Annotated in this window: 19 protein-coding genes and 1 other annotated feature; of the genes, 10 read left to right on the forward strand and 9 right to left on the reverse strand. The window is 42.8% G+C overall.

From position 1 onward, the window contains the following. Position 1: 1 nt before the first annotated feature. Both YK48G_RS09580 and YK48G_RS09585 read right to left on the reverse strand, forming a co-directional pair. Entirely contained in the window at positions 2 to 238 is a 237-nt protein-coding gene (locus YK48G_RS09580; RefSeq protein ID WP_203630500.1) for a hypothetical protein, read from the reverse strand. Between the two features lie 250 nt (positions 239 to 488). Beyond that, the gene (locus YK48G_RS09585; RefSeq protein ID WP_203630501.1) at positions 489 to 1,550 is read right to left on the reverse strand and encodes an SGNH/GDSL hydrolase family protein; all 1,062 of its coding nucleotides are present in this window, start codon (positions 1,548 to 1,550) and stop codon (positions 489 to 491) included. 380 nt (positions 1,551 to 1,930) lie between these two features. On the opposite strand from YK48G_RS09585, the gene YK48G_RS09590 reads away from it, so the two are divergent. Next, a complete protein-coding gene (locus tag YK48G_RS09590) occupies positions 1,931 to 2,644 on the forward strand; it encodes an alpha/beta hydrolase (protein WP_203630502.1) in 714 nt (237 codons plus the stop codon). A gap of 100 nt (positions 2,645 to 2,744) precedes the next feature. Here the strand turns inward: YK48G_RS09590 and YK48G_RS09595 are convergent, their stop codons facing one another. Together YK48G_RS09595 and YK48G_RS09600 are read right to left on the reverse strand one after the other, a co-directional pair. Next, complete coding sequence (locus tag YK48G_RS09595; protein WP_203630503.1) at positions 2,745 to 3,344, reverse strand: hypothetical protein; 600 nt, start codon at positions 3,342 to 3,344, stop codon at positions 2,745 to 2,747. A gap of 30 nt (positions 3,345 to 3,374) precedes the next feature. Continuing rightward, the gene (locus YK48G_RS09600) at positions 3,375 to 4,265 is read right to left on the reverse strand and encodes an ArsR/SmtB family transcription factor (protein WP_203630504.1); all 891 of its coding nucleotides are present in this window, start codon (positions 4,263 to 4,265) and stop codon (positions 3,375 to 3,377) included. A gap of 403 nt (positions 4,266 to 4,668) precedes the next feature. Between YK48G_RS09600 and YK48G_RS09605 the strand changes: the two genes are divergently transcribed. The 3 genes from YK48G_RS09605 (at position 4,669) to YK48G_RS09615 (ending at position 9,176) form a co-directional block, all read left to right on the forward strand. Further along, positions 4,669 to 5,634: a glycoside hydrolase family 43 protein gene (locus YK48G_RS09605; protein WP_203630505.1), complete on the forward strand. Its 966-nt coding sequence runs from the start codon at positions 4,669 to 4,671 to the stop codon at positions 5,632 to 5,634. A 146-nt stretch (positions 5,635 to 5,780) separates the two neighbouring features. Further along, positions 5,781 to 7,049, forward strand: coding sequence for an oligosaccharide MFS transporter (locus YK48G_RS09610; RefSeq protein ID WP_203630506.1), 1,269 nt, complete (start codon positions 5,781 to 5,783; stop codon positions 7,047 to 7,049). A gap of 132 nt (positions 7,050 to 7,181) precedes the next feature. After that, positions 7,182 to 9,176: a DUF5776 domain-containing protein gene (locus YK48G_RS09615; protein WP_203630507.1), complete on the forward strand. Its 1,995-nt coding sequence runs from the start codon at positions 7,182 to 7,184 to the stop codon at positions 9,174 to 9,176. Positions 9,177 to 9,334: 158 nt separating this feature from the next. On the opposite strand, the gene YK48G_RS09620 is transcribed toward YK48G_RS09615, so the two are convergent. After that, positions 9,335 to 10,906: an amidohydrolase gene (locus tag YK48G_RS09620; RefSeq protein ID WP_203630508.1), complete on the reverse strand. Its 1,572-nt coding sequence runs from the start codon at positions 10,904 to 10,906 to the stop codon at positions 9,335 to 9,337. Between the two features lie 120 nt (positions 10,907 to 11,026). Between YK48G_RS09620 and YK48G_RS09625 the strand changes: the two genes are divergently transcribed. Then, positions 11,027 to 12,226, forward strand: coding sequence for a DUF2075 domain-containing protein (locus tag YK48G_RS09625; RefSeq protein ID WP_203630509.1), 1,200 nt, complete (start codon positions 11,027 to 11,029; stop codon positions 12,224 to 12,226). 68 nt (positions 12,227 to 12,294) lie between these two features. Next, the gene (locus YK48G_RS09630; protein ID WP_203630510.1) at positions 12,295 to 12,657 is read left to right on the forward strand and encodes a YxeA family protein; all 363 of its coding nucleotides are present in this window, start codon (positions 12,295 to 12,297) and stop codon (positions 12,655 to 12,657) included. A gap of 83 nt (positions 12,658 to 12,740) precedes the next feature. On the opposite strand, the gene YK48G_RS09635 is transcribed toward YK48G_RS09630, so the two are convergent. Then, the gene (locus tag YK48G_RS09635) at positions 12,741 to 13,427 is read right to left on the reverse strand and encodes a CPBP family intramembrane glutamic endopeptidase (RefSeq protein WP_203630511.1); all 687 of its coding nucleotides are present in this window, start codon (positions 13,425 to 13,427) and stop codon (positions 12,741 to 12,743) included. A gap of 1 nt (position 13,428) precedes the next feature. Then, entirely contained in the window at positions 13,429 to 13,782 is a 354-nt protein-coding gene (locus YK48G_RS09640) for a VOC family protein (protein ID WP_203630512.1), read from the reverse strand. Between the two features lie 485 nt (positions 13,783 to 14,267). On the opposite strand from YK48G_RS09640, the gene YK48G_RS09645 reads away from it, so the two are divergent. The 4 genes from YK48G_RS09645 (at position 14,268) to YK48G_RS09660 (ending at position 20,471) form a co-directional block, all read left to right on the forward strand. After that, positions 14,268 to 15,836: an ABC-F family ATP-binding cassette domain-containing protein gene (locus tag YK48G_RS09645; RefSeq protein ID WP_505744174.1), complete on the forward strand. Its 1,569-nt coding sequence runs from the start codon at positions 14,268 to 14,270 to the stop codon at positions 15,834 to 15,836. Positions 15,837 to 16,050: 214 nt separating this feature from the next. Beyond that, positions 16,051 to 16,309, forward strand: a binding site (T-box leader). Positions 16,310 to 16,402: 93 nt separating this feature from the next. After that, a complete protein-coding gene (gene hisD / locus YK48G_RS09650) occupies positions 16,403 to 17,680 on the forward strand; it encodes a histidinol dehydrogenase (RefSeq protein WP_203630513.1) in 1,278 nt (425 codons plus the stop codon). A 538-nt stretch (positions 17,681 to 18,218) separates the two neighbouring features. Continuing rightward, the gene (gene yjeM, locus YK48G_RS09655) at positions 18,219 to 19,751 is read left to right on the forward strand and encodes a glutamate/gamma-aminobutyrate family transporter YjeM (protein WP_203630514.1); all 1,533 of its coding nucleotides are present in this window, start codon (positions 18,219 to 18,221) and stop codon (positions 19,749 to 19,751) included. A gap of 390 nt (positions 19,752 to 20,141) precedes the next feature. Continuing rightward, positions 20,142 to 20,471, forward strand: a complete 330-nt coding sequence (locus tag YK48G_RS09660; RefSeq protein ID WP_203630515.1) for a hypothetical protein — start codon at positions 20,142 to 20,144, stop codon at positions 20,469 to 20,471. Positions 20,472 to 20,663: 192 nt separating this feature from the next. Here the strand turns inward: YK48G_RS09660 and YK48G_RS09665 are convergent, their stop codons facing one another. Further along, positions 20,664 to 20,966, reverse strand: coding sequence for a type II toxin-antitoxin system YafQ family toxin (locus tag YK48G_RS09665; protein WP_203630516.1), 303 nt, complete (start codon positions 20,964 to 20,966; stop codon positions 20,664 to 20,666). After that, on the reverse strand, positions 20,959 to 21,246 hold the full coding sequence (locus tag YK48G_RS09670) for a type II toxin-antitoxin system RelB/DinJ family antitoxin (protein ID WP_203630517.1): 288 nt from the start codon (positions 21,244 to 21,246) through the stop codon (positions 20,959 to 20,961). The genes YK48G_RS09665 and YK48G_RS09670 overlap by 8 nt, the downstream gene beginning before the upstream one ends. Positions 21,247 to 21,387: the final 141 nt, after the last annotated feature.

A 21,387-nucleotide genomic window follows, 5' to 3' on the forward strand; every position in this document is an offset into this window, starting at 1 on the left:
GCTAACTCCCTCGATAATCAAATAAATGAATTAAATCAACGACCACAAGTAAAAACGCACACCCGGCTTTGACCGAAGCGTGCGTTTTTAAGTCGGCCTGTCGAGATGCTCTGTCCAGGCCGTTTCTTCGTGAAAAGATTGCCAGTCCAGATGCGTTCATGATCGCATACTGAAGATCAAGTCGCATCTGTCTGAGACAATGTGACTTGTTACCGGCTTTGCCAACTTCTAATAACAAGTGAATTCATTGCAATCTTTCCCTTCGTTTTGAATACTTTTAATTTTAAGGGATTGGTGGGAGTTCGTCAAGATGGGGGATTTAAAAAATGATTGATGACTACCTCGGATTTGGTGGGAAAAGTTTTGTGAACGCAAGGGGAAAGGTAATATGTTGACTAACTTAGGGAAACCAAAGGACAGTTTAACAGCACAAAGTAAGGCGTATTTGAACGTAATGAGGCTTTTGCCACGGGTTAGAAGGCATCACGTCACTTGCTCAATTCCTTCGCCAGCGCATACCCAAGCTTCTGGGCGGTTTGCGCCGTCGGGTGGATTTCGGCATCTTGCAAAGTGAGATCTTTATTTTGGGCGGTGATAATGTTTGGCGCAAATCGCTGGAAGTTGATCACCGTAGCGCCTAATTTACGATAAACAGCCGCCTCGGCAGTTCTTAGCTGGCCATAAGTATAGCCATACTGGTTATACATGTGTTCTCTGCTGGCACCTAGTTCATCATATCTAGAAATTGGTAAAACACCATAAATATGGGCGGTTGGGTTGATCTTCTTAATGAGTTTCACGTCTTGATACAAATGGCGGGTGACATTCTGCAAACTACCCGAGCCAGAAAGATTCGTGTAATCATTTGTACCCATGTGAATGAAAATCATGTTCATCTTTTTAATCTGAGCTTCATGATATTTAATCGCAACTGGCAAATCTTGGGCAACCCGTTTAGTACCCACATAGGCAAATCGGTGACCCACAATCTTAGCACTGGGAACGGCGTAATTCATCACCCGGTTATTCATCCCGAGGTATTTAGCAACCCAATCGAAATAGGAATTATTCAAGTAGAAGTGATAACCATCCCAACCGGATGGAATGGAATCGCCGAAAACGCCAAGCTGTTTGTTAGCAAAGCGGTTTCCTGCTTGTGGAAGTTTGACATTAAAGGACTTGCTTAAAATCCCTTTGATTTGGGAGTGAAGCACCCAATAAGTGTGGCGGTCGTTGGCACTGGTTAGCCGATAAATAATGACATTTTTACCATTGACGGTAATGTCGGCGACTTTATTACGATACCAAGTGGTGGTTTGAAAGGGCTTGCTGGAGACGGATTTTGTTAATTGTGGTGTCGTGTAAAGGACAGCACCCCTTTTTAGTGCATAGGCATGGGAATGGATTGGAAACTGAAAACGGATACTAACTTTGGCAGCGCCATCATTAGATGAAGTGTTGGCAGTTGAATGGCAGCCAGCACCAAAGCCTAAGGTGGCGACTACAAAAGCCCCCACTAAAATTGTTAAGCGTTTGTTGATTGAAACCATGTTATTTCCCCCGATTAATAAAGTGAGCGGAACGGAGCGTTTAGAAAGCACCAAGTAGACATAGGGGTGTCCTAAAAATAAGCATGTCATTGTTTTAAGAAGTGTTTTAAAACAATGAACAAACCGCTTACGCTTAGCCAGCTTACTTTTAAAATATTGATACATGTGAATTTCAAATCTATAGATAGCAAATTAACCTTTACCAATTGGTTACTATACGACAAAAAGCTAAAGAAAGTCATAAAAAATTGCTATAAGAGTATAAATTAATCAAATAAATGCGGTTAAGGCCGGATTAACAAGGCTTGATTTGAAAATTACTTAAATTGATAATGGTAATTTCTTCTTGACCAACTTATGATAGTAAGTGAGGTGATCGTATGGATTTCAAACAAGTTGTACTAGATGAAGCAAACGGCACTAAATTAGACATTTATAATAGTGCTACTGACGTTGATTTACCTGGAATTGTGATTTTGCCTGGTGGCAGTTACAAGCCATTCAAGCAACGGGACTCCGAACGCGTAGCTCTGACGTTCTTAACGCAAAGTTACCAAGCATTTGTTCTCGAATATCCAATTAATGAAAAGAAAAACTATCAAGTGGCCAAGCAAAGCATTACGACGGCGTTTGACTACATTATTAAACATGCAAACGATTTGAAAGTCAATCCTCAAAATATTGGCATCATCGGCTTTTCAGCTGGTGGTCAACTTGCAGCAGCTTATTCTTGTGAAGCTAACAACCATGCTCGCTTCGCTATCTTGGGTTACCCAGTGATCAATCAAGCTTTGGATGAAAAAATTGGCATTCAAAGTGAGGATGTTTCAAAGCTCGTCACCACAGATACTGCGCCAACCTTCATTTTTGGTGCCAGAGAAGATGGGCTGGCACCGTATGTTGATCACATTCAACCATACACAACGGCGCTGTTTGAAAATGAAGTGCCATTTGAACTGCATGTCTTCGGCTCAGGTGGCCACGGCTTTAGCTTAGGCAATCAATATACGGCAATCGTGAACCGCGACCGGGCGGATAAGCATTTTGCCAAGTGGTTCCCACTTTGCTTAGAGTGGTTGAAACAATTCAAATAAATCGTCATAAACCTGAAAATGCCCCCGACAAAAAATCATTTTTGCCGAGGGTATTTTGTTCTCCAAATAAAAGTGGCGTTTTTATAATGATCGTCAGTATTCAGGCATCGTAATTCTTATCAAACAAGAATCGCCGGGATAGTTCCATAAAAATAGGGGTCATCGGCGTTGAGAGTTCTTGCCAATTACGTTGAACAAATGGTGAGAATTTATTGAGGGCGCCACGTTCGAGCTTCTTGTTATCAGTGAGTAAATGGCGAAGGTCTAATGAAAATTCTTGAAGGGTAACTTGGTCCGCCTCAGTTTGCATTGCCGTCTTTGCAGAAATCAATTGAGCAAGGTAGCCATCGTATTTTTGCGCAGCCCGATTTTTATTGTTGGTAGATAGCTGGATAGTCGGTTGGCTGGCGGAGCCGTGTTTCAATTCTTGAAGATAGTTGATTCCCTTAGGGGTCAGCCAACGAGTAGCCTTGTTATTGAATAATTTAACCCCATCTACAAAATCAACGTCAAAAGTCGCAGTGAGAATGGCTTCATGCTTTTGATCCATCACCAACAGTTCATTTAAGATATTTGGCGCGCCATAATCATTATTCTTGCCATATCCAATTAGTTTACGGACGGTTGCAAGATTAACTTGATTCGGTTGGGTCTCCAAATAGCTTAAAATGAATTCTCGCATTTTATCAGTTTGACTCATGAGTTCTACCCTCTTTACGTAATTTATCGATTAACTATGAAATAACTTCATTTGGATATCCTGATCATAATTGCCAAAGCCAGCGCCAAAGATCGTGCAGCCCCCCTTATGCTTAGCATCTGCCTTAATGGCAAACCGAACGGTGATTGTGGGATCGTGCCAATTAATATCATTGATCGAAACGTCGGTAAACGGTTGGCCATCTAAATAGCTGCCGTGGTCGGTTAAACGAACGACTTTTAATTGGCCGTACTGATTGACGTTATCAGGCACCCAAGCTGGCGTGTACTTACCTCGAATATCTGAAAAATCGCCGGGACTCGTCCACGTGCCAATTTCAACGTTATTGATATAAAAAGTAATGTCGGATGGCCAAACGTTGTTAGAAAAGGGAAATTCGGAGCCAAGTTCCATTGAAAGATCCAGCATCTCCAAGGTATCTTTTTCTTCTAAATAATTAGGAAATTGATATTCGACAAACCCCTCGGTCCACCAAATCATGCCAGCCTTAATTCTATCTGGACTCATAAAGTAGGTTGGGTTATCGACCTTGCCAATGTAATCATTTTTGCCAGCCAAGCCACAAGATGGCGTTACCGAGTAGTTGGTAAATTGACCAACTGGCACGGCCGTATCATATTCGGCAAATGCCGGATAAATGGTACTTGGAAAATGAACATTAATGTTGTCGACTTTAAGGTAAGATACTTTTTGGTGCCCATGACGTTCAAAGCCGATAATGCCGGCTTCGGCAAGTTTACTTAGGTGCATCAAAACAATTGTACTGCTTAAATGCAATTGCTTTGATAGCTCCTGAACGCTGGTTCGCTTAGTTGACAATGCTTGAATAATCTTAATTCTGACGGGGCTGGCTAACGCTTTATAAACTTTTAGAGAATCTTGAGAGATATCTAGTTCCATAATTTTTAACTCCTAAAAAGTGAGCAGTTCAAAGTGGTTAAAACTACCATTGGTTAGATGTATGTGCGGCGTTACCAAGTAAAATTGCAAACGAATATCTAATGTGATTTATCCACAAACTCTGGTTTGGCACTACTCTCTAACAATAAGATAGCACTTCTTGTATAAACATTCACTACTAGAGTTGATATTAAAGCAATGAAAACACTTTAATCAACATCTTTATTGATCTTTAAAATTGTAACCGTTTTATTGACCCACTAATATTAGCAAAAATGTTTATTTAAGTCAAAAATATCCAAACCACTCACAAAAACCATTGTAATCGGTTTCCGTAAGCCATAATATAAAACACGTGCACAAGGACATAATAAAGCTACGTAGTGGAAAAGGAGCGTTTACATTGACTGAATATATTAACCCGTTGATCGTTCAGCGGGCCGATCCGTTCATTTATAAGCACACGGACGGTTACTATTATTTTACTGCTTCAGTGCCAGCATATAACCTAATTGAAATTCGGCGGGCCAAAACATTAGCCGGCTTAGCTCATGCAGCCCCGCGGACAGTTTGGCACAAGCATGAAAGCGGTCCCATGAGCCAACTCATTTGGGCCCCGGAAATTCATTACATTGACGGTAAATGGTTTATTTACTTTGCGGCAGCCGAAACCACTGCTTTGGATGAAAATGGGATGTTCCAACACCGAATGTTCTGTATTGAATGCGATAATGCTGATCCAATGAGAAGCGAAGACGATTGGTTTGAACATGGTCAAGTTGAAACAGGGATGGATAGTTTCTCACTTGATGCCACTTGTTTTGAGGCCAATGACACGCTTTATTACGTTTGGGCACAAAAGGATCCAGCCATTCGCGGTAACTCTAATATTTATATTGCTGAAATGGCAAATCCATGGACGTTAAAAACTAAACCAGTAATGCTAACAAAGCCAGAATTTGATTGGGAAACGATTGGTTTTTGGGTTAATGAAGGGCCGGCAGTGATTCACCGCAATGGTCGTTACTTCTTAACTTATTCAGCAAGCGCGACCGACGAGCATTATGCGATGGGGATGTTGAGCGTTTCGGATAACGCTGATTTATTGGACACTGCTAACTGGACAAAATCAAAGGAGCCAGTCTTTAAGAGTGACATGGCGACTCATCAATACGGCCCCGGTCACAATTCATTTACGGTAGCAGAAGATAATAAAACCGATATCTTGGTTTACCACTGTCGTGATTATACCGAGATTAAGGGCGATCCATTGTATGATCCAAACCGTCATACAAAAGTTCAAGCCTTTACCTGGAATGAAGATGGCACGCCTCACTTTGGCAAGCCGGTACCATATAATTACGATTAAAAATTTAATAGGACAGCACCGCAAAGCAGAAGCCTACGTATAAGCATCTCTGTTCAATTTCCAAATCTGGAAATTTGAGGCAAAAAAGATGTATCCTAGAACTTCTAATCGCTTTGCTGTGCTGACTTACTTGGAGGCATATTATTATGCAAAATGATGCACAAGCACCACAAAAGGAGAGCAAGCATTTCTGGGGATTCCCGTTTACCCACTTTACTTACTTCTTTATGTGGCAAATTATTTTTGGGTATTTAACCCTTTGGATGGAACAAGTTGGCCACATGAATGGTGCCGAAGCCGGGATTGTGTTCTCAGCTATGTCCGGATTATCACTTTTGTTCCAACCTGCATTTGGTGTTTGGTCAGATAAATTAGTCTTTAAAAAGAATTTGTTATTAATGATTTCCGTCGCTGCCATGTTAATTGGACCATATTTCCAGTGGGTCTTTCTACCGTTGATGAACATCAACTCAATGTTGGTTGCCGTCGTAACTGGAATTTATCTTTGCTTCATCTTCAATGGTGGGGTTTCAGTTATTGAACAGTACGTTCAACGGGCCAGCTTAGCCAATGGCTTTGAATATGGTCACTCACGAATGGGTGGTTCATTAGCTGGGATGGTTGCTTCATTTGTTGGTGGTCAGATTTTCTTGTGGCAGCCAAATTCAATCTTTTGGGCATGTACAATTTCAGCAACAATCTTAACTGGCTTAATTCTATTCAGCGATAAAATTGATATGGATAATGCCGCTGCTGCCGGTGATACTTCTAACTCACTTGACCTGAGTATGATTGGCAAAATCTTCAAAATGAAGAACTTCTGGTATCTTTCAATTTTCTATATTGGTACTTCAGCTATTTATGATGTTTTTGATCAACAATTCATTATCTTCTTCAAGTCATTCTTTGATACAGCCGCTGCTGGAACTCAGGCTTATAGTTATATGACAACTGCCCAAATTGGGTTGGAATTCTTACTGATGTTCCCAATGCCATGGATCATCAACCGAATTGGTTCACGAAATGGTTTGATTGCTTATGGGGTCATCTTGGCAATCCGGATCATTGGATCAGCATTATCGCCAAGTTTAATCTGGGTCATCTTTTTACGTTTATTAGCCGGATTCGAAATGCCTTTGGTACTTGTTTCAATCATGAAATACATTGCCGGCGCCTTCGATGTTCGGGTTTATGCCACAGTTTACGCACTGGCGTCGAACTTTGCTAAACAGATATCTGTCTTCATCTTCTCAGCATTTGCAGGTAGCATGTACGATTCCATCGGTTTCCACCACACATACTTGATTCTTGGTGCAATCGTTGCGGTTGTGACTATCTTTGCTGCACTTGTTTTGAAGAAAGAAAATCCACTTCAAGCTGGTGAACGTGACGAAGCAGGTAAGCCGAAAGCATAGCGATTAGACTAACCATTTGGGATTTAATGGCAACTAAATAGGGGGATGGACTTGTCATGATGAAGTGGCGGGTTGCATTCCCTTTTGTTGTGAAGAAAATGTAAGCGTTTGTTATAGTTGAGGAGGGATTTAATGAGCCTGTTAATTGAAAGAATTATTCAAATAGTAATTGGAACCGTTGGAATCGCAGTTCTTGGATTAAGCGTGGCGTCAACACTATTCACCAAAGTAAATGCGGCTGCAAATAGTGACAATCAAGTGGTGACTATCGCAACTAAAGATCAATTACCTGGGACTAAAGGACCTAATTTTTTGTACGGTCGTGGGATGGTTACGACTCATCAAAGTGATTCGTCATATAACGGTCGCCTGTACGCAACTTCAGAAAATTACGTTACTGGTACTCCTACTTTTAAAATTTTTGAAAGTACTAATCACGGCGCAACTTGGAGTAAAGTAAGTGAGGTTCAAGATACCCAGCATGGTTGGGGAATGCGATACCAACCGTATTTGTACGAATTACCCGAACAAATTGGCGATATGCCAGCAGGGACACTCATTTGTGCTGGAAATGCGATTCCAAGTGATATGAGTAAGACGTCAATTGATTTATACAAGAGTACTGATCATGGTCGGACATGGCGTTATTTGAGTACAGTTGCTCAAGGTGGGACGGCAACGACGACTACAAAAGGGAATGGTCCGGTTTGGGAACCATTTGTTAAAGTGATTGATCACCAACTTGTAACCTTCTACTCGGATGAGCGGGACAAACCAGCGCACAGTCAATTGCTGGCTCATGAGACTTCCACTGATGGCATCCATTGGAGCAGCCAAGTAAATGATGTCGTTGATTCCAATCCCGCAGGAAGGCCCGGGATGGCTACCGTTGCCCAAATGGCTAATGGCAAATATATAATGACTTATGAAGTAGCTGGTGAAGGTGGTAATCATTCAAACTTTAAAATTTCAAATGATGGACTGAACTGGAATGCTTCAGATATGGGCACCAAATTTGCGGACGGCGGTTCACCATATGTGACAACGCTAAACGATGGCACGGTGGTTGCCAACAGTACAGGTGGCAATGTTTATGTCAATACAAACAACGGGGTTGGTAATTGGACAAGCGTTAATACGCCAATGGCCGGTGCGTATTCTCGTTCACTGACACCATTAGCAAATGGTCAACTATTGATGGTAAGCGGTGGTGGTTATGCAGGCCCAACGTCTAACGCTAACCATACGTTGACTTCCATGGTGTGGGATCTGCCAATGCAATATCATCGTGCAACGGTTCAGTTTGCCAACCAGCCAGCATCTTTGGCCGCCGGTGAAACAGCCAATTTTACAGTTAAATTGTCCAATAACAGTGCTGGCGACTTTGATGTTACGACAGATGATCTTCAAAATGTCACCGTTGAAAAGCAATCGGATGGTAGTTACCGGCTAAGGGTCAATGCAAACTTTGTTGGCCAAAAAGAGGTAACTGTGACGGCGACAAAGAAGGGGGATTCATCGCTTAGTGCTAACTTTAAAGTTAACATTACTGGTCAAGCACCAACACCTGATCGCAATTCAACCAACGCGGCTGCGACTGGTTCAATTACCCCGCCAAGTTCAAATGAACAAGGGGCAACAACGACTTCAAGTGCGCCTGAATCAAACAAGACGAAGCAACCGACGACTAAGAAATTCAAATCCTTCAAAGTTTATGCCAAGCGCGCAATTCGCGTTTATCAAGACGTTAACTTAAAACGGGTTGTTAAAAGTTATCATCAACAAGTTCGGATGTATGCGCCGGTCTTTACGGTTATTGGCCAAGCAACTGCTAAAAATGGTGCCTTGAGATATCGAACAACTGCTGGTTATATAACCGCTAATCGGCGATACGTTGCGAAGCTTTATTACCAAGCTACTCCAAAAAAGGTAACTATTTTGGCAAAAGCGGGGGCCTATGAATACCCCAAACCAACTTTTAGTAAAGCCAGTCGAACAACTCATCTTAAAAAAGGTATGACGGTTAAAGTAAAGAAATTGGTTAAATTAGGCTCTGTGACTAAGCTTGTTTTGAACAATGGTCATTATCTAACAGCTAATAAAAAACTAGTCCTTGCTAAACCATAATTAATGATTCAGTTTGCTAAAACGACACCCGACCTATAGAAAAATAGGTTAGGTGTCGTTTTGATGGTTACAATCATTTTACTGTTAGTTAACCCAAGAGATAGCAAGGGGCGTTGTGAAATTGGTTATTTTCTTATCAGTTGTTTCAAAATTAAAGCTTACCCAAAAGCTTTTTGACCATTTAGCCAGGTTTCTTTGATTCTGACATCCTTGAGTTCTACTGCCGGAATTGAAAAGATATCTCTGTCCAAAACGACAAAATCTGCTGCCTTTCCGGGTTGCAAGGTGCCGTTATGAGTGAAGCCGCCAATTTCTGCTGGCCATTTTGTATAGGCCAAAACCGCTTCTGGAATCGTGAGCGCTTCTTCAGGATTAACGACATCACCATTAGCCGCTTTTCTAGTAACTGCCGCATAAATGTTGACAAATGGGTTATCAGGTTCGGCCCATGGGGTGCATGGCGCGTCTGAACTTAGCGCAAAGGCTGCGTTGGTTGCCAGCATTGATTTATCACGGTAAATCAGTTTAAACTGGTCAGGCGATAGATACTTACGATAAGATTCGTCTTCAGCAAAAAAGAAAATCGGTTGGGTAACCAATGCATAGGTCATCGTGGCATCGTTAATTTCTTTCAGCATCTGATCACTTAAAATCGAAGCGTGTTCGATTCGAATTGATGGCCGATCGGCTAACCAGGGAGTCAAATCATGGCTGACAGCTAAAACAAGTTGAATGGCCGCGTCCCCCATTGCATGAGCGGCGACTTGGAGCTGGTGCTGACGGGCATAATCGATGGCTTGGCGGAGTTTGGCGGCATCTGTCAGTGCCACCCCGCGGTTTCCACTGGGGTAGGGGGCTTGGTTATAGGCGGTTTCACCAGAGATACTACCGTCCATGAACACCTTGATGCCAGCAATGCGGAGCTGGTCATCATTTGTTGGCTTGAGAGTGGCATTGTTAGCCACTTCATCATAAACGTAATAAATGGCCACTTTGGGCTTAAAACCTTCCTTAGCGGCGGCTTGGTAAAGATGATAGGAGTCAGCAGGTTTCATTCGGCCCATTAACTCACCAATTGCGACAATGCCGTTTTCGAGATAATGAGTGGAGCTAGTAGCCATGTTTGAAACGTCGCCAGCGAAGCTTTGAGCTGACTTGGCCCGAATTAATAGTTGAGTGGCCGCGACTTCCTTCATGTAACCGTTTGGCCGGCCGTCAGCAAAGTGGCCAATAAAGCCGCCTTTGGGATCTGGGGTTGTTTGATCAATGCCGGCTAGTTCAAGCGCTTTGGAATTGCCGACCGAGGAGTGACAATCAGAACGGTAAATGAAAATTGGCTGGGTAGTTGAAACCGCATCTAAGTCATCAATTGTCGGCGTTCGATGTTCAGCGAGTTTAGTTTCGTCAAAGCCCCAGCCTTCAATCCAAGTTGTTTCGCCCTTCCCAAATTGAGGGGATTGGCGCAGGGCGGCTTTCATTTCTGTAATGCTATTCACATTCGGTGGCGTGCAGGCCACCCCATGCAACGCATCGGCAATGTATTTTGGATGGGTATGAACGTCAATTAGTCCGGGTAAGACAGTACGACCGTGTAAATTAATAGCGGCAGGATCGGTGACGTCATTTGCTGAACCGACCCAAGTAACTTGACCATTCGACGTTGTCATGGCTGTCGCAAAGCTATTGGCATCCGTTCCTAAAAATATTTTGGCGTTTGTAAATGTTGGCATTCGCTTGGCTCCTTTAGACTTTTGATTATATAGTAGCTGGTGGCGGGGCTAGAAGCAACTGTTCGTTGCAAGCACATTGAGTTATGATAAAAGTACGACTTTTTACCTTGGAGGTTAACGATGCAATCATTGGAATCCCACACGTTAAATGCGTTTTCAAAAAATGTGCAGCTCACGCAAAAGCAAGAGCAGGTGTTACAGACCATTAAAGCCTTTACCCGCGAACATTTAGAAAAGGCTGACCACGCGGTATTTGTCCTGATGGGGGATGCCGGAACCGGCAAAAGCCTTATTCTCAATCAATTGTTTACGGATTTGGCGCAACAGGTAGCCGATGCTTATTTTTTAGTCAATCATCCTGAATTGCTGAAAGTATACCGAGAATTGGCTGGCCAGACACCACATATGCTTAAAAAGTATTATCAGCGGCCAACGAGCTTCATTAATCAATTACATAAGTTGAATAAAAAGGTCAATTTGACGGTCGTTGATGAAGCCCACTTATTATTAAGCAAACCAGATCATTACAACAATTACTATGGCAACAATCAACTTGAAGATATCGTGAATTTAAGCAAGGTCACGATTGTCGTGTTCGACCCGCATCAAGTCTTGCGCACTAAAAGCTTTTGGAATAAGCAGCGGCTGCTAGACCTGATTGCCCCGCACCCCCATCAAGTGGTTCACCTCAAGCAACAGTTTCGAATGCAGGCCAGCCCTCAATTGATGGCTTGGCTGGATCGACTAGTTGATGGAGAAGTTATTCAACCGCTTCCCGAAGACATTGGTGACTATGATTTGCAGGTGTTTGCGGATGCTCAGCAAATGTTTCAACTGATTATCAAGAAAAACAATCGGGATGGGCTGGCCAGAATGACGTCGACCAGCGGCTATCCTTCAACTCTAGATGGTGGTAAGCACTTGGTAAACGAAGGCAACTTTCATCTGCCTTGGGATCAGTATAATTTTACCAGTACGCCATGGGCTGAACAGCCTCAAACAATCAATGAAGTGGGGAGCATTTACACTGTTCAGGGATTCGATCTGAATTATATTGGGATTATTATTGGCCCGCCATTTTATTTGACTAGTGACCATCGCTTGGGTGTTGATCCTAGTAAAGTGACTGATGTTGAAATTTTCAAGCATCGTGCGGATATGGATGAAAAAGCCTTTGAGCAAAGTAAAGAAGTATTATTACGTAATTCGCTGAATGTGTTGTTGCGCCGCGGGATTAAGGGGATGTATTTGCACGCCCATGATCAAAAGCTGGAGGCTTATTTGGAGCAAGTATTTGCCAAAGCGCGTATAAATCATTGACTTATCGTAGTTAACAAGATATAGTTACTTACATGAGTAACTAACCAAATAACAGGGGAGCGTAAGTCATGAAAAAGGGAACAATTATTACATTAATCGTGGTTGTGGTGCTAGCGGTTGCTGGCGGTGTGTGGTATCAATATGCTTACGGGAAGACTTGGTATTATGGTCAGGTTGGCAATATGGAACGTTACGAAAAGCAACCCGATGGTAATCCAACGACTTACTATTACATTATTAATGGTTGGAATAAGGATGGCCAGCATAAACGAATGGAAGTTGGCTCCGTTGGCGGTCATCGATTCGTAAAGGGCCGCTATATTAGAGTGGGTTGGTCAAAGGCCAAAGACGTTGTAACCTACGAACAGGTGCAGAGAAATGAAATCCCCAAGAAAGCACTTCGGCACATCGATCAACAAGCCAATCGTTAGCGCACATTGAACCAGGGATTAAAGATCGTATCAACCAATAGAAGCCCGTCATCCGAGTCAATTCGAATGGCGGGCTTCTATCATTAAATAATCGAGATTAAATTATTCATCATGTGTAAGGCAATGCTGTAACGGATGTCTCGAAAATGCATGTAGGTATACGCTAATAAGCTACCCAAGGCGGAATACATGAGCCAATTGACATCAAAGTTCATATCATGTAGGAAGCCAAATACTAATCCACTGGCAAGAATTGCCAACCAATTGTTCAACCGAGTGTCCCGATTAAAAAAATAATTCATGAAGATCCCGCGACAAATTAGTTCCTCAAAGATTGGGGCAAGAAAGACGGCAAAGAGATTATTCCAAAGTGGTAGGCGAGTGATTGCTTCATTAACTGCCTGCTGGTTGGCGGGCAAATCCAGGTAGTGGTGGATGACCAGCCAACCCCAAGTTGATTGAACCGCTAAAATAATGGCGAAAATGATGATTAATTGACCAACTCGCTTTAAGGTAAATGGCAATCTGCCAAATCGCCGGGGATTCGATAAGGTTAATTGGCGACCATAGCGCCAGCCGATAAAGCCTAACGTCGTGGCAATCATTAGCAACGAAATGCCAAGGACTTTTTGCAACTGGCTTAGGGCAATATAGCTGCCGGCAACGTCTAAAGTGCCGGATGCAACTAAGTAAATGAATAAAAAGCCGATCCACTTGATGATTTGAAGAAGTTTTTGGGCACCGTAACGGATAATATGAGTGGATTTCATCTTATCTAAATTCGTTGACTTCAATTCGATTCTGATCAGGGTCTAAAATCGTAATTGAGTTAACTTTTCTCCTTACTTCAGTTTTGGTTGTGGGTTCATCGACAATATCGACAAAGTAATTGATGAGGTGGGCCTTAATTGCCGCCATTGAATCTTTGGCAATCAACCCAAATGAAATCGGGTGGTCAACTCGATCCTCTAAGTGGAAGTCCAAAAACATTTTACGCAAGTCGGCTCCTTTATCACCATTTGGCAGATCAACGATTCTAAGGTCGAAGACTTCGTGGTAAAAACGTAAGCTGACCTCTAAATTAGATACGGGAATCGTAATATATTCTATTTCTCTGATATTCATTTCAACGACATCCTTTAAAAAGTAATGGGTATATTATATACCATTAGCTGGATTTGCAAACGGGTGATTGACTTGACCAAGGCTTTAATTAAGAGTAACGTAACAAAATGTATGTGTTATTCGAATGGGAGGACTGCTACGCAAAGCAGAAAGCTGCGTGTAAGGCGCCTTGCTCCGCACACTGATTAGGACTGCTGCGCAAAGCAGAAAGCTTCGTGTAAGCACCTCAGACAGAAATTCCAAGCCCGGGAATTCCTGTCTGAGGAGCCTTACACTCCGACGGCCGTGAAACGCCTAGCCTACTTGGCGCTTTCTAAGCGCTTTGCTCCGCACACTTATTTAGGACTGCTGCGCAAAGCAACAATCTGCGCGTAAACACCTTTGTGAAAAATTCCAAGCCCGGGAATTTTCCCCAAAGGCGCCTTACGCTCCGATTGTTAACCGCTTTGCTCCGCACACTTATTTAGAATAGGAAGTGAATTTTTTTGCCATTACTATCTGTTTCAGACCTTTCGATGAGTTTTGCTGAAAAGGATCTGTACAAAGACGCCGAATTTACCTTAGAAAAAGGCGAACACATGGGGGTTGTCGGCCAAAATGGGGTCGGTAAGTCAACGCTCATTAAAATTATTACGGGAAGCGAACTGCCATTATCTGGAAACGTTAAGTGGCAGAAAAATATTAAAATTGGTTACTTGGATCAGTACGCTGATATTGAAGATGATTTAACGCTTACGCAATTTTTACGGACAGCGTTTGCGGATCTTTATCAAAAAAGTGAACAATTAAATAAACTATACGCCGATTATGCCAATAATGGCGATGACAAATTGATGGAACGTGCCGGTCAATTGCAAGATGAGCTGGATTCTAATGATTTTTACGAAATTGATACGCGAATTGAGCAGACAATTACCGGTTTGGGACTGGATAATATTGGCCGGGATCATCTAGTCGGTAAGATGTCTGGTGGTCAACGCTCCAAGATTATTTTGGCAAAAATGTTATTGGCCGATCCTGATGTCATTTTACTTGATGAACCAACGAACTATCTTGATACGGCTCAGATTAACTGGCTCATTGACTATCTAAATGGCTTTTCCGGCTCTGCGTTAGTGGTTTCCCATGACTATGACTTTTTGGAAAAGATTACCAACTGTATTATTAACATTGCCTTTGGGAAAATTACGAAATACCGGGGCAGTTTCAAGCAAGCGATGCGTCAACGAGCTGAGCGCGAAGAATTTCAGCAACGGGAGTACGATAAACAACAAATTGAAATTGACAAAGCCGAGCGGTTTATCAGAAAGAATAAAGCCGGCTCCAAAGCAACGATGGCTAAATCGCGGGAGAAAAAGCTGGCCCATATGGATAAGATTGACCCGCCTTCGACTAACATCAAAGCTAGTTTTAACTTTCCGTATGAAGAAACTGGCTCTCATGAAGCCTTAACGGTTGATCATTTATCAGTTGGCTACAATAAGCCGTTATTAAAACCGGTTACCTTTACGATCTCAATGGGTGAGAAATTTGGCTTTGCGGGCTTTAACGGCGTTGGTAAGTCAACTTTGATCAAGTCGATTTTAGGTCAATTACCAGCTAAGGGTGGAACCGCAAAGTTCTCGCCGTCTTCTAGGGTGAGTTACTTTAGTCAGGAATTGGAATGGGATAATAACCGGATGACGCCGATGCAAATTATTTCTGACAAATTTACCAAACTGAATCAAAAGACAATTCGAACGAAGCTGGCAAAATGTGGCTTGGATTCGGCTAATGCCATGAAACCAATTGGCCAACTTTCCGGTGGTGAACAAACCAAAGTTAAATTGGCCATGATGGAATTTACGCCATCTAACTTTTTAATCATGGATGAGCCAACCAATCATTTAGACGAAGAGACCAAGGAAGCTTTAAAGCGGGCCTTGGATCGGTTCCCAGGCAATTTGATTATCGTCAGTCACGAGGATAGTTTTTATGATGGCTTGGTTGATAAGGTATTAAACGTTGAGCAATTGAGTTTAAGAGAAAAGCCCGTTATTAGAGAAGAACCTTAGGAAACGGGATCAAGCAAAGAACGTTTGAAACATAAGGTTTCATCGATAGCAATTCTCTGGCTTTTATTGTGCATTCTTGCCTTCAAATATTTTTGAAGCCTAGCAGGTTTTGGATGTTAGGCTTTTTGTCTGCGCTAAATTTAAAACTAGCTCTTGACATAATTATTCGAAGTGGTATTCTAACACCATCAACAAATTAAAAAACAATAATAAATATGAAGTTATGATTAGAAAAGTAATTGTTTGTATCACATAAAGAGAGCTTCGCTGGTGAGAAGAGGCTGTGATCAATGATGAAAACACATCTATGAACTGAGTGATTGAACCAAGTAGGTCACTCCGCTAGTGAGCGTTACCACGGCTACTATAACTGTTCTCTAATTTATTGGACGACTAGTTATTAGCAGCGTAAGGTCGTTTCATCGTGAGGTGGCGACGAAGATGAGGTGGAACCGCGACAGATCGTCCTCAGCTATTACAGATTGTAATAGCTGAGGACGATTTTTTGCGCTCAATCACAATTTTAATCATAAGCAACACATTTATAGAAATGGAGCGTGGCATTTATGCAAATTATTGAAGATTCATTAGATCAATTATTAAAGCAGGTTGCGATTCGAACCAACAAGGTGGCTAATCGCGCTGAGGTTGAACAAGCTGTCGACGAAATTATTGCCAACGTGATTGAAAATGGGGATCAGGCAGTTAAAGATTATGAGAAAAAGTTTGACGGTATTGATTTACAAGAACTCCGAGTTGGCCAAGCAGAAATTGAAGCGGCTTATCAGCAAACAGACCAAAAAGTTATCGATGCCTTGGAGCTTGCTAAAGAAAACATTACTTCCTTTCAACAAATGGCGGTTGAAGAAAGTTTCATTGACGCCAAGAAAAAAGGCGTTATTCGTGGTGAAAAAATTCAACCACTGGCTGCCGTGGGTCTCTACGTTCCTGGAGGGACTGCCGCTTATCCGTCGTCGATTTTGATGAACGTGATTCCAGCTAAGATCGCGGGGGTTGGTCGAATTGTCATGGTAACGCCGCCGCAAAAGGAAGGCTTAAGCAAAGCCGTTTTAGCTGCCGCCAAGATTGCCGGTGTTGATGAAATTTACACGGTTGGTGGTGCCCAAGCAATTGCCAGCTTGGCGTATGGTACTGAGACCATTCCCCGCGTAGACAAAATTACTGGCCCCGGTAACGTTTTTGTTGCCACTGCTAAAAAGAAGGTCTTTGGTCAAGTTGATATCGATATGATTGCTGGCCCTTCAGAAATCGGTGTCATCGCCAGTTCTCAGTCAGAGCCTAGCCAAGTGGCAGCCGATTTACTTTCACAAGCAGAACATGATAAATTAGCCCGCCCTATGTTGATAACGGATGATCGTCAGCTGGCCGAAGCGGTTAACCAAGAATTAGCTCGCCAAGTGGCCTTATTGCCGCGTCAAGCAATTGCCCAAGCAGCAATGGATAATGAAGGTTTCATTGCTGTAGTTGATGATATTGATGATGCCTTTACGTTGATGAACGCGGTTGCCCCCGAGCATTTGGAAGTTCAACTACCGGATGCAATCGATTACTTGAGCCAGATTAAAAATGCCGGCTCGGTCTTCTTAGGTTTTTCGGCATCTGAGCCGGTGGGTGATTATGTTGCCGGGCCTAACCATATTTTACCAACTGGCGGAACTGCCCGGTTCTTCTCACCGTTGGGCGTCCAAGATTTTGTTAAACGCACCCAGTTTGTTTCTTATACGAAAGAGGCGTTGGCAAAAGAAAAAGAAGCAATTACAACCTTAGCAAGGGTGGAAGGCTTAGAAGCCCACGCAAGGGCAATTGAGAGCCGGTTTAAGTAATAGTGAGCGGAGCAAAGCGGTTAGAAGCTGGAGCCTAAGCCATCTCGGCCGGAAATCCCGGTTTTGGATTTTTGGCCGAGATGACTTAGGTGCAAGCTTCTGCTTTGCGTAGCTGTCCTAAGAATAGTGAGCGGAGCAAAGCGGTTAGAAAGCGGAGCCTAAGGCGACTTGCCCGGAAATCCCGGGTTTGGATTTTTGGACAAGTCGCCTTAGGTGCAGCTTTCTGCTTTGCGTAGCTGTCCTAAGAAAAAGTGAGCGGAGCAAAGCCCTAGAAAGCGCCAGGTAGGCTAGGCGTTTCACGGCCGTCGGAGTGTAAGGCTCCTTGGCGGGAAATTCCCGGGTTTGAAATTTTTCGCCAAGGTGCTTACACGGAGCTTTCTGCTTTGCACAGCTATCCTACCCTACGTAAAAAGCCCCAAAATAAGAAAACAATGCTCAAGGAGACAATCCAATTACAGGTCTCCAAACCAATATTGCAGCAAACTAGAAATTTTGGACTTGCTGATTCATGGAAAGTTTTACAGAAGGAGCGTGGCTTATGAAGAAAATTGCAACCAATAAATTAACTTTAATGAGTGTCATGTTGATGATCTTTACTTCAACGTTTGCCTTTGATAATACATCGATTGCTTATTACACCATGGGGTATGCAGGAATTATTTGGTACGTCTTGGCCGCGCTGCTGTTTTTTGTGCCATCATCACTCATGTTCTCGGAGTATGGCGCGTCCTTACGGAATGAAGCCGGTGGCGTTTTTTCGTGGTTATCCAATTCACTTGGTACCAAATGGGCGTTTGTTGGCGGTTTTGTTTGGATTGCGTCATGGATTATTTTGATTGTGTCGACCGTTTCTAAAATTTGGATCATGTTATCCACAACGATTAGTGGTTCTGACCAGACGGGGCAATGGCGATTGGGGAGCCTAGATTCAACGGAGACAATTGGTTTGCTAAGTATTGGCTTCTTTTGCATCGTCACGTTGGTTGCCACTAAGGGGTTGACTAAGGTTGCAAAGTTGGCTGCTGTCGGTGGCATTGCTGCGGTTGTTTTGACCGTTTTCTTCTGCATTGCCAGCCTCATCTTGCTGAGCCTAAATGGGTTTCGGCTTGCAGAACCAATGAACTTGCCGACGAGCTTATTGAAATCGCCACGATCAAGTTATCAATCCTTAAGTTCAATTGTGTCGTTTCTAGTATTTGCGATTTATGCTTATGCCGGCATTGAGGCGATGGGCGGCGTTTCTGACAAGATGAAGAATGCCAAACGAAACTTTCCGTTGGCGATGGCACTGGGGGCGTTCTTAATTACGATGATTTATGCCTTATTTATCTTCCTCTGGGGAGCTTCAGCTAATTGGTCAAAGGTATTTAACGGTGCCGGGGTTAATTTGGGAAACACGACCTATGTCTTGATGAGTAACTTGGGTTATAGCTTGGGTCAGCAATTTTCACTGGGGGCAGCCGGTTCGCAGGCGTTAAGTTTTGGGTTTGCCCGGTTCGGTTCGTTTACGATGCTGATTAGTTACCTTGGCTCGTTTTTCGTGATTGTCTACATGCCAATTAAATCATTTATTTTAGGAACGCCCAAGGAATTGTGGCCAAAAGCATTACCAAAGCTAAATGCGTATGGGATGCCAGCCAATGCCATGTGGATGCAGGCTGGCGTTGTCAGTGCGCTAATTGCTATGACCTCGTTTGGTGGCAAGTCGGCCGTTGACTTCTACAATGTGTTGACGCTGATGGATAACTTGTCGTCAACGCTGCCTTACCTGTTCTTAGTGACGGCCTTTCCATTCTTTAAGGCCAACTCGACATTGGAAAAGCCGGTTGTCATTTTCAAACGTAAGTGGGTTTACCTGACAATGACCGTTGTCGTGGATTTGCTTTTAATGATTGGCGTGTTTTCAACGGCGATTTCAGCTATTTCTGAGAATCAATATTGGAACTTGACACTAGAATTAATTGGCCCCATCTTCTTTGGGCTGGTTGGTTATGTCTTGTTTAGGTTATATGAAAAACGAAGTGAACGGCTACTCGCGAACAGTGATGTTTCTGGGAGCTTGATGAAGTAAAGGAAAAGGCCGCTGGGAATTCATTTTCTCAGCGGCCTTTGTTAGGACGGACTATTGATTCGATTTTTGCTGCGGCACATCGATTTGATGACGAATACGGCCCTAAAGTGGTGTTTGGGGCCGTTAATTTGGGTATGACTTAACTGAGCAATGATCTAACGAAAAGCAGGAAATGGACAGCCAATTACTTGGCATGGCGGGGGGACACAGTCACTTAAAGAACAGGACGTTTATCCTAAGACGGATTATGGTGGCAGCAAAGCCTAAAAGAAAGATGCTGCAAGCGGACTATTGTTTCAATGACGGTAGCTGGGATTGCTGTACCAGCGCTTTCACAAACTGTTAGTGCCAAAGCAACGACTCCTTGGTGGGACAAAGTAGGTAACGAAAATGCCAAAGATTGGTAATAAGCAGGCAAAACGAGACGGCTTTATGGCCAAACATCCTGCTACCAAGCTTGGCAAGAAGAAGGCTGCCAAACTCACTTCTAATCAAAAAATGGACCCTAAAACAGTTCGGCTGATCAATAACGGCTATATTTATCGCAATCGTAATTTATCTTATGCCAGCCATTTTATTGTTAGTTTTAATGGCGATAAGTTTACGGCTAATCGCAAAACAACGGTCATTAGCCGCAATGGGAAAAGAGCTGTGTACTATCATGTTACCAATTCTAAACTTTCTGGATGGGTCTGGCATGGCAATACTGATAAGTATTAATCATAGTTAGATTCAAATAAATAACCGTCAAAGCATAAAAGCTAAGACGGTTATTTTTACCCTTATAAGAGCGGTTGTGAGATAATAATCTTTGTGGGAGTGATGACATGAATGCTGAACGAATAGAAAAACGTTTCTTGGAAGAATGTTTGTTAGTACGGCGGGCATAATTAAAGCGTTAAACCAATTACTTCACAAAATATCATGCGATCCAGTATCAATTAGGGTGAGTACGATCACTTCTTCATCATTCACCGTATAAATGACAATCCAGTTGTCCAAAACTTGATGGTTCCCCTTCGCTAACCGTCCGGGGTGAAAAGCCCGATAACCTTGCCAGTTATTTTTCAAAGGATGGTCGTTGGCCTTTTTTAGGAGCCGTTTATCCTGAGCTTCAATGGCATCGACAACTTTTCCGATAAGCTCAATTGGATAATGCCTTTTTGCCAACCTCTTTAAGGAATGCTTGAACCGGTTAGTTTGTTTCCTAATCATCAGAAGTTTCACTTTCTAATTTTTTGAGATATTTTTCAAAATCGGTGGCCGAACCATCACCGATCGTTTCAACTTCACCGTGTTCAGCTTGATATTTGGCTTCCAAGGCACTGGGAGAATTTAAGAAATCACTTTCGCCAGCAGCTAAGTTAGCTAACGCCATCTGAATATAATCAGATAAATTCAAGCCCACCTTAGCGAGTTGTTCTTTAGCGGCAAGTTTTACTTCTGGCGCAACCCGGACACTAATTCGATCAATCTTCTGCTTAGTCTTTGGCATGTTGCATCCTCCTCGTCATACGTATGTCACCCATAAAATCTACAACCTAAGTATATTTAAATGATTCGAGGTTGTCAACACTGCCAGTTTTTAACTTGCTGTGTTTAGAGTTGAATGGTACAATTTTCTTTGCAAAGAATG

The sequence above is a fragment of the Lentilactobacillus fungorum genome (assembly GCF_016860605.1).
GTDB classification, from domain to species: domain Bacteria; phylum Bacillota; class Bacilli; order Lactobacillales; family Lactobacillaceae; genus Lentilactobacillus; species Lentilactobacillus fungorum.

Coding starts and splice junctions, on each gene's coding strand:
- YK48G_RS09615 (WP_203630507.1), top strand. CDS start 7,182: ATGAGCCTGTTAATTGAAAGAATTATTCAAATAGTAATTGGAACCGTT.
- YK48G_RS09660 (WP_203630515.1), top strand. CDS start 20,142: ATGCCAAAGATTGGTAATAAGCAGGCAAAACGAGACGGCTTTATGGCC.
- YK48G_RS09640 (WP_203630512.1), bottom strand. CDS start 13,782: ATGAATATCAGAGAAATAGAATATATTACGATTCCCGTATCTAATTTA.
- hisD (WP_203630513.1), top strand. CDS start 16,403: ATGCAAATTATTGAAGATTCATTAGATCAATTATTAAAGCAGGTTGCG.
- YK48G_RS09625 (WP_203630509.1), top strand. CDS start 11,027: ATGCAATCATTGGAATCCCACACGTTAAATGCGTTTTCAAAAAATGTG.
- YK48G_RS09635 (WP_203630511.1), bottom strand. CDS start 13,427: ATGAAATCCACTCATATTATCCGTTACGGTGCCCAAAAACTTCTTCAA.
- YK48G_RS09600 (WP_203630504.1), bottom strand. CDS start 4,265: ATGGAACTAGATATCTCTCAAGATTCTCTAAAAGTTTATAAAGCGTTA.
- YK48G_RS09620 (WP_203630508.1), bottom strand. CDS start 10,906: ATGCCAACATTTACAAACGCCAAAATATTTTTAGGAACGGATGCCAAT.
- YK48G_RS09610 (WP_203630506.1), top strand. CDS start 5,781: ATGCAAAATGATGCACAAGCACCACAAAAGGAGAGCAAGCATTTCTGG.
- YK48G_RS09670 (WP_203630517.1), bottom strand. CDS start 21,246: ATGCCAAAGACTAAGCAGAAGATTGATCGAATTAGTGTCCGGGTTGCG.
- YK48G_RS09595 (WP_203630503.1), bottom strand. CDS start 3,344: ATGAGTCAAACTGATAAAATGCGAGAATTCATTTTAAGCTATTTGGAG.
- YK48G_RS09590 (WP_203630502.1), top strand. CDS start 1,931: ATGGATTTCAAACAAGTTGTACTAGATGAAGCAAACGGCACTAAATTA.
- YK48G_RS09630 (WP_203630510.1), top strand. CDS start 12,295: ATGAAAAAGGGAACAATTATTACATTAATCGTGGTTGTGGTGCTAGCG.
- YK48G_RS09665 (WP_203630516.1), bottom strand. CDS start 20,966: ATGATTAGGAAACAAACTAACCGGTTCAAGCATTCCTTAAAGAGGTTG.
- YK48G_RS09585 (WP_203630501.1), bottom strand. CDS start 1,550: ATGGTTTCAATCAACAAACGCTTAACAATTTTAGTGGGGGCTTTTGTA.
- yjeM (WP_203630514.1), top strand. CDS start 18,219: ATGAAGAAAATTGCAACCAATAAATTAACTTTAATGAGTGTCATGTTG.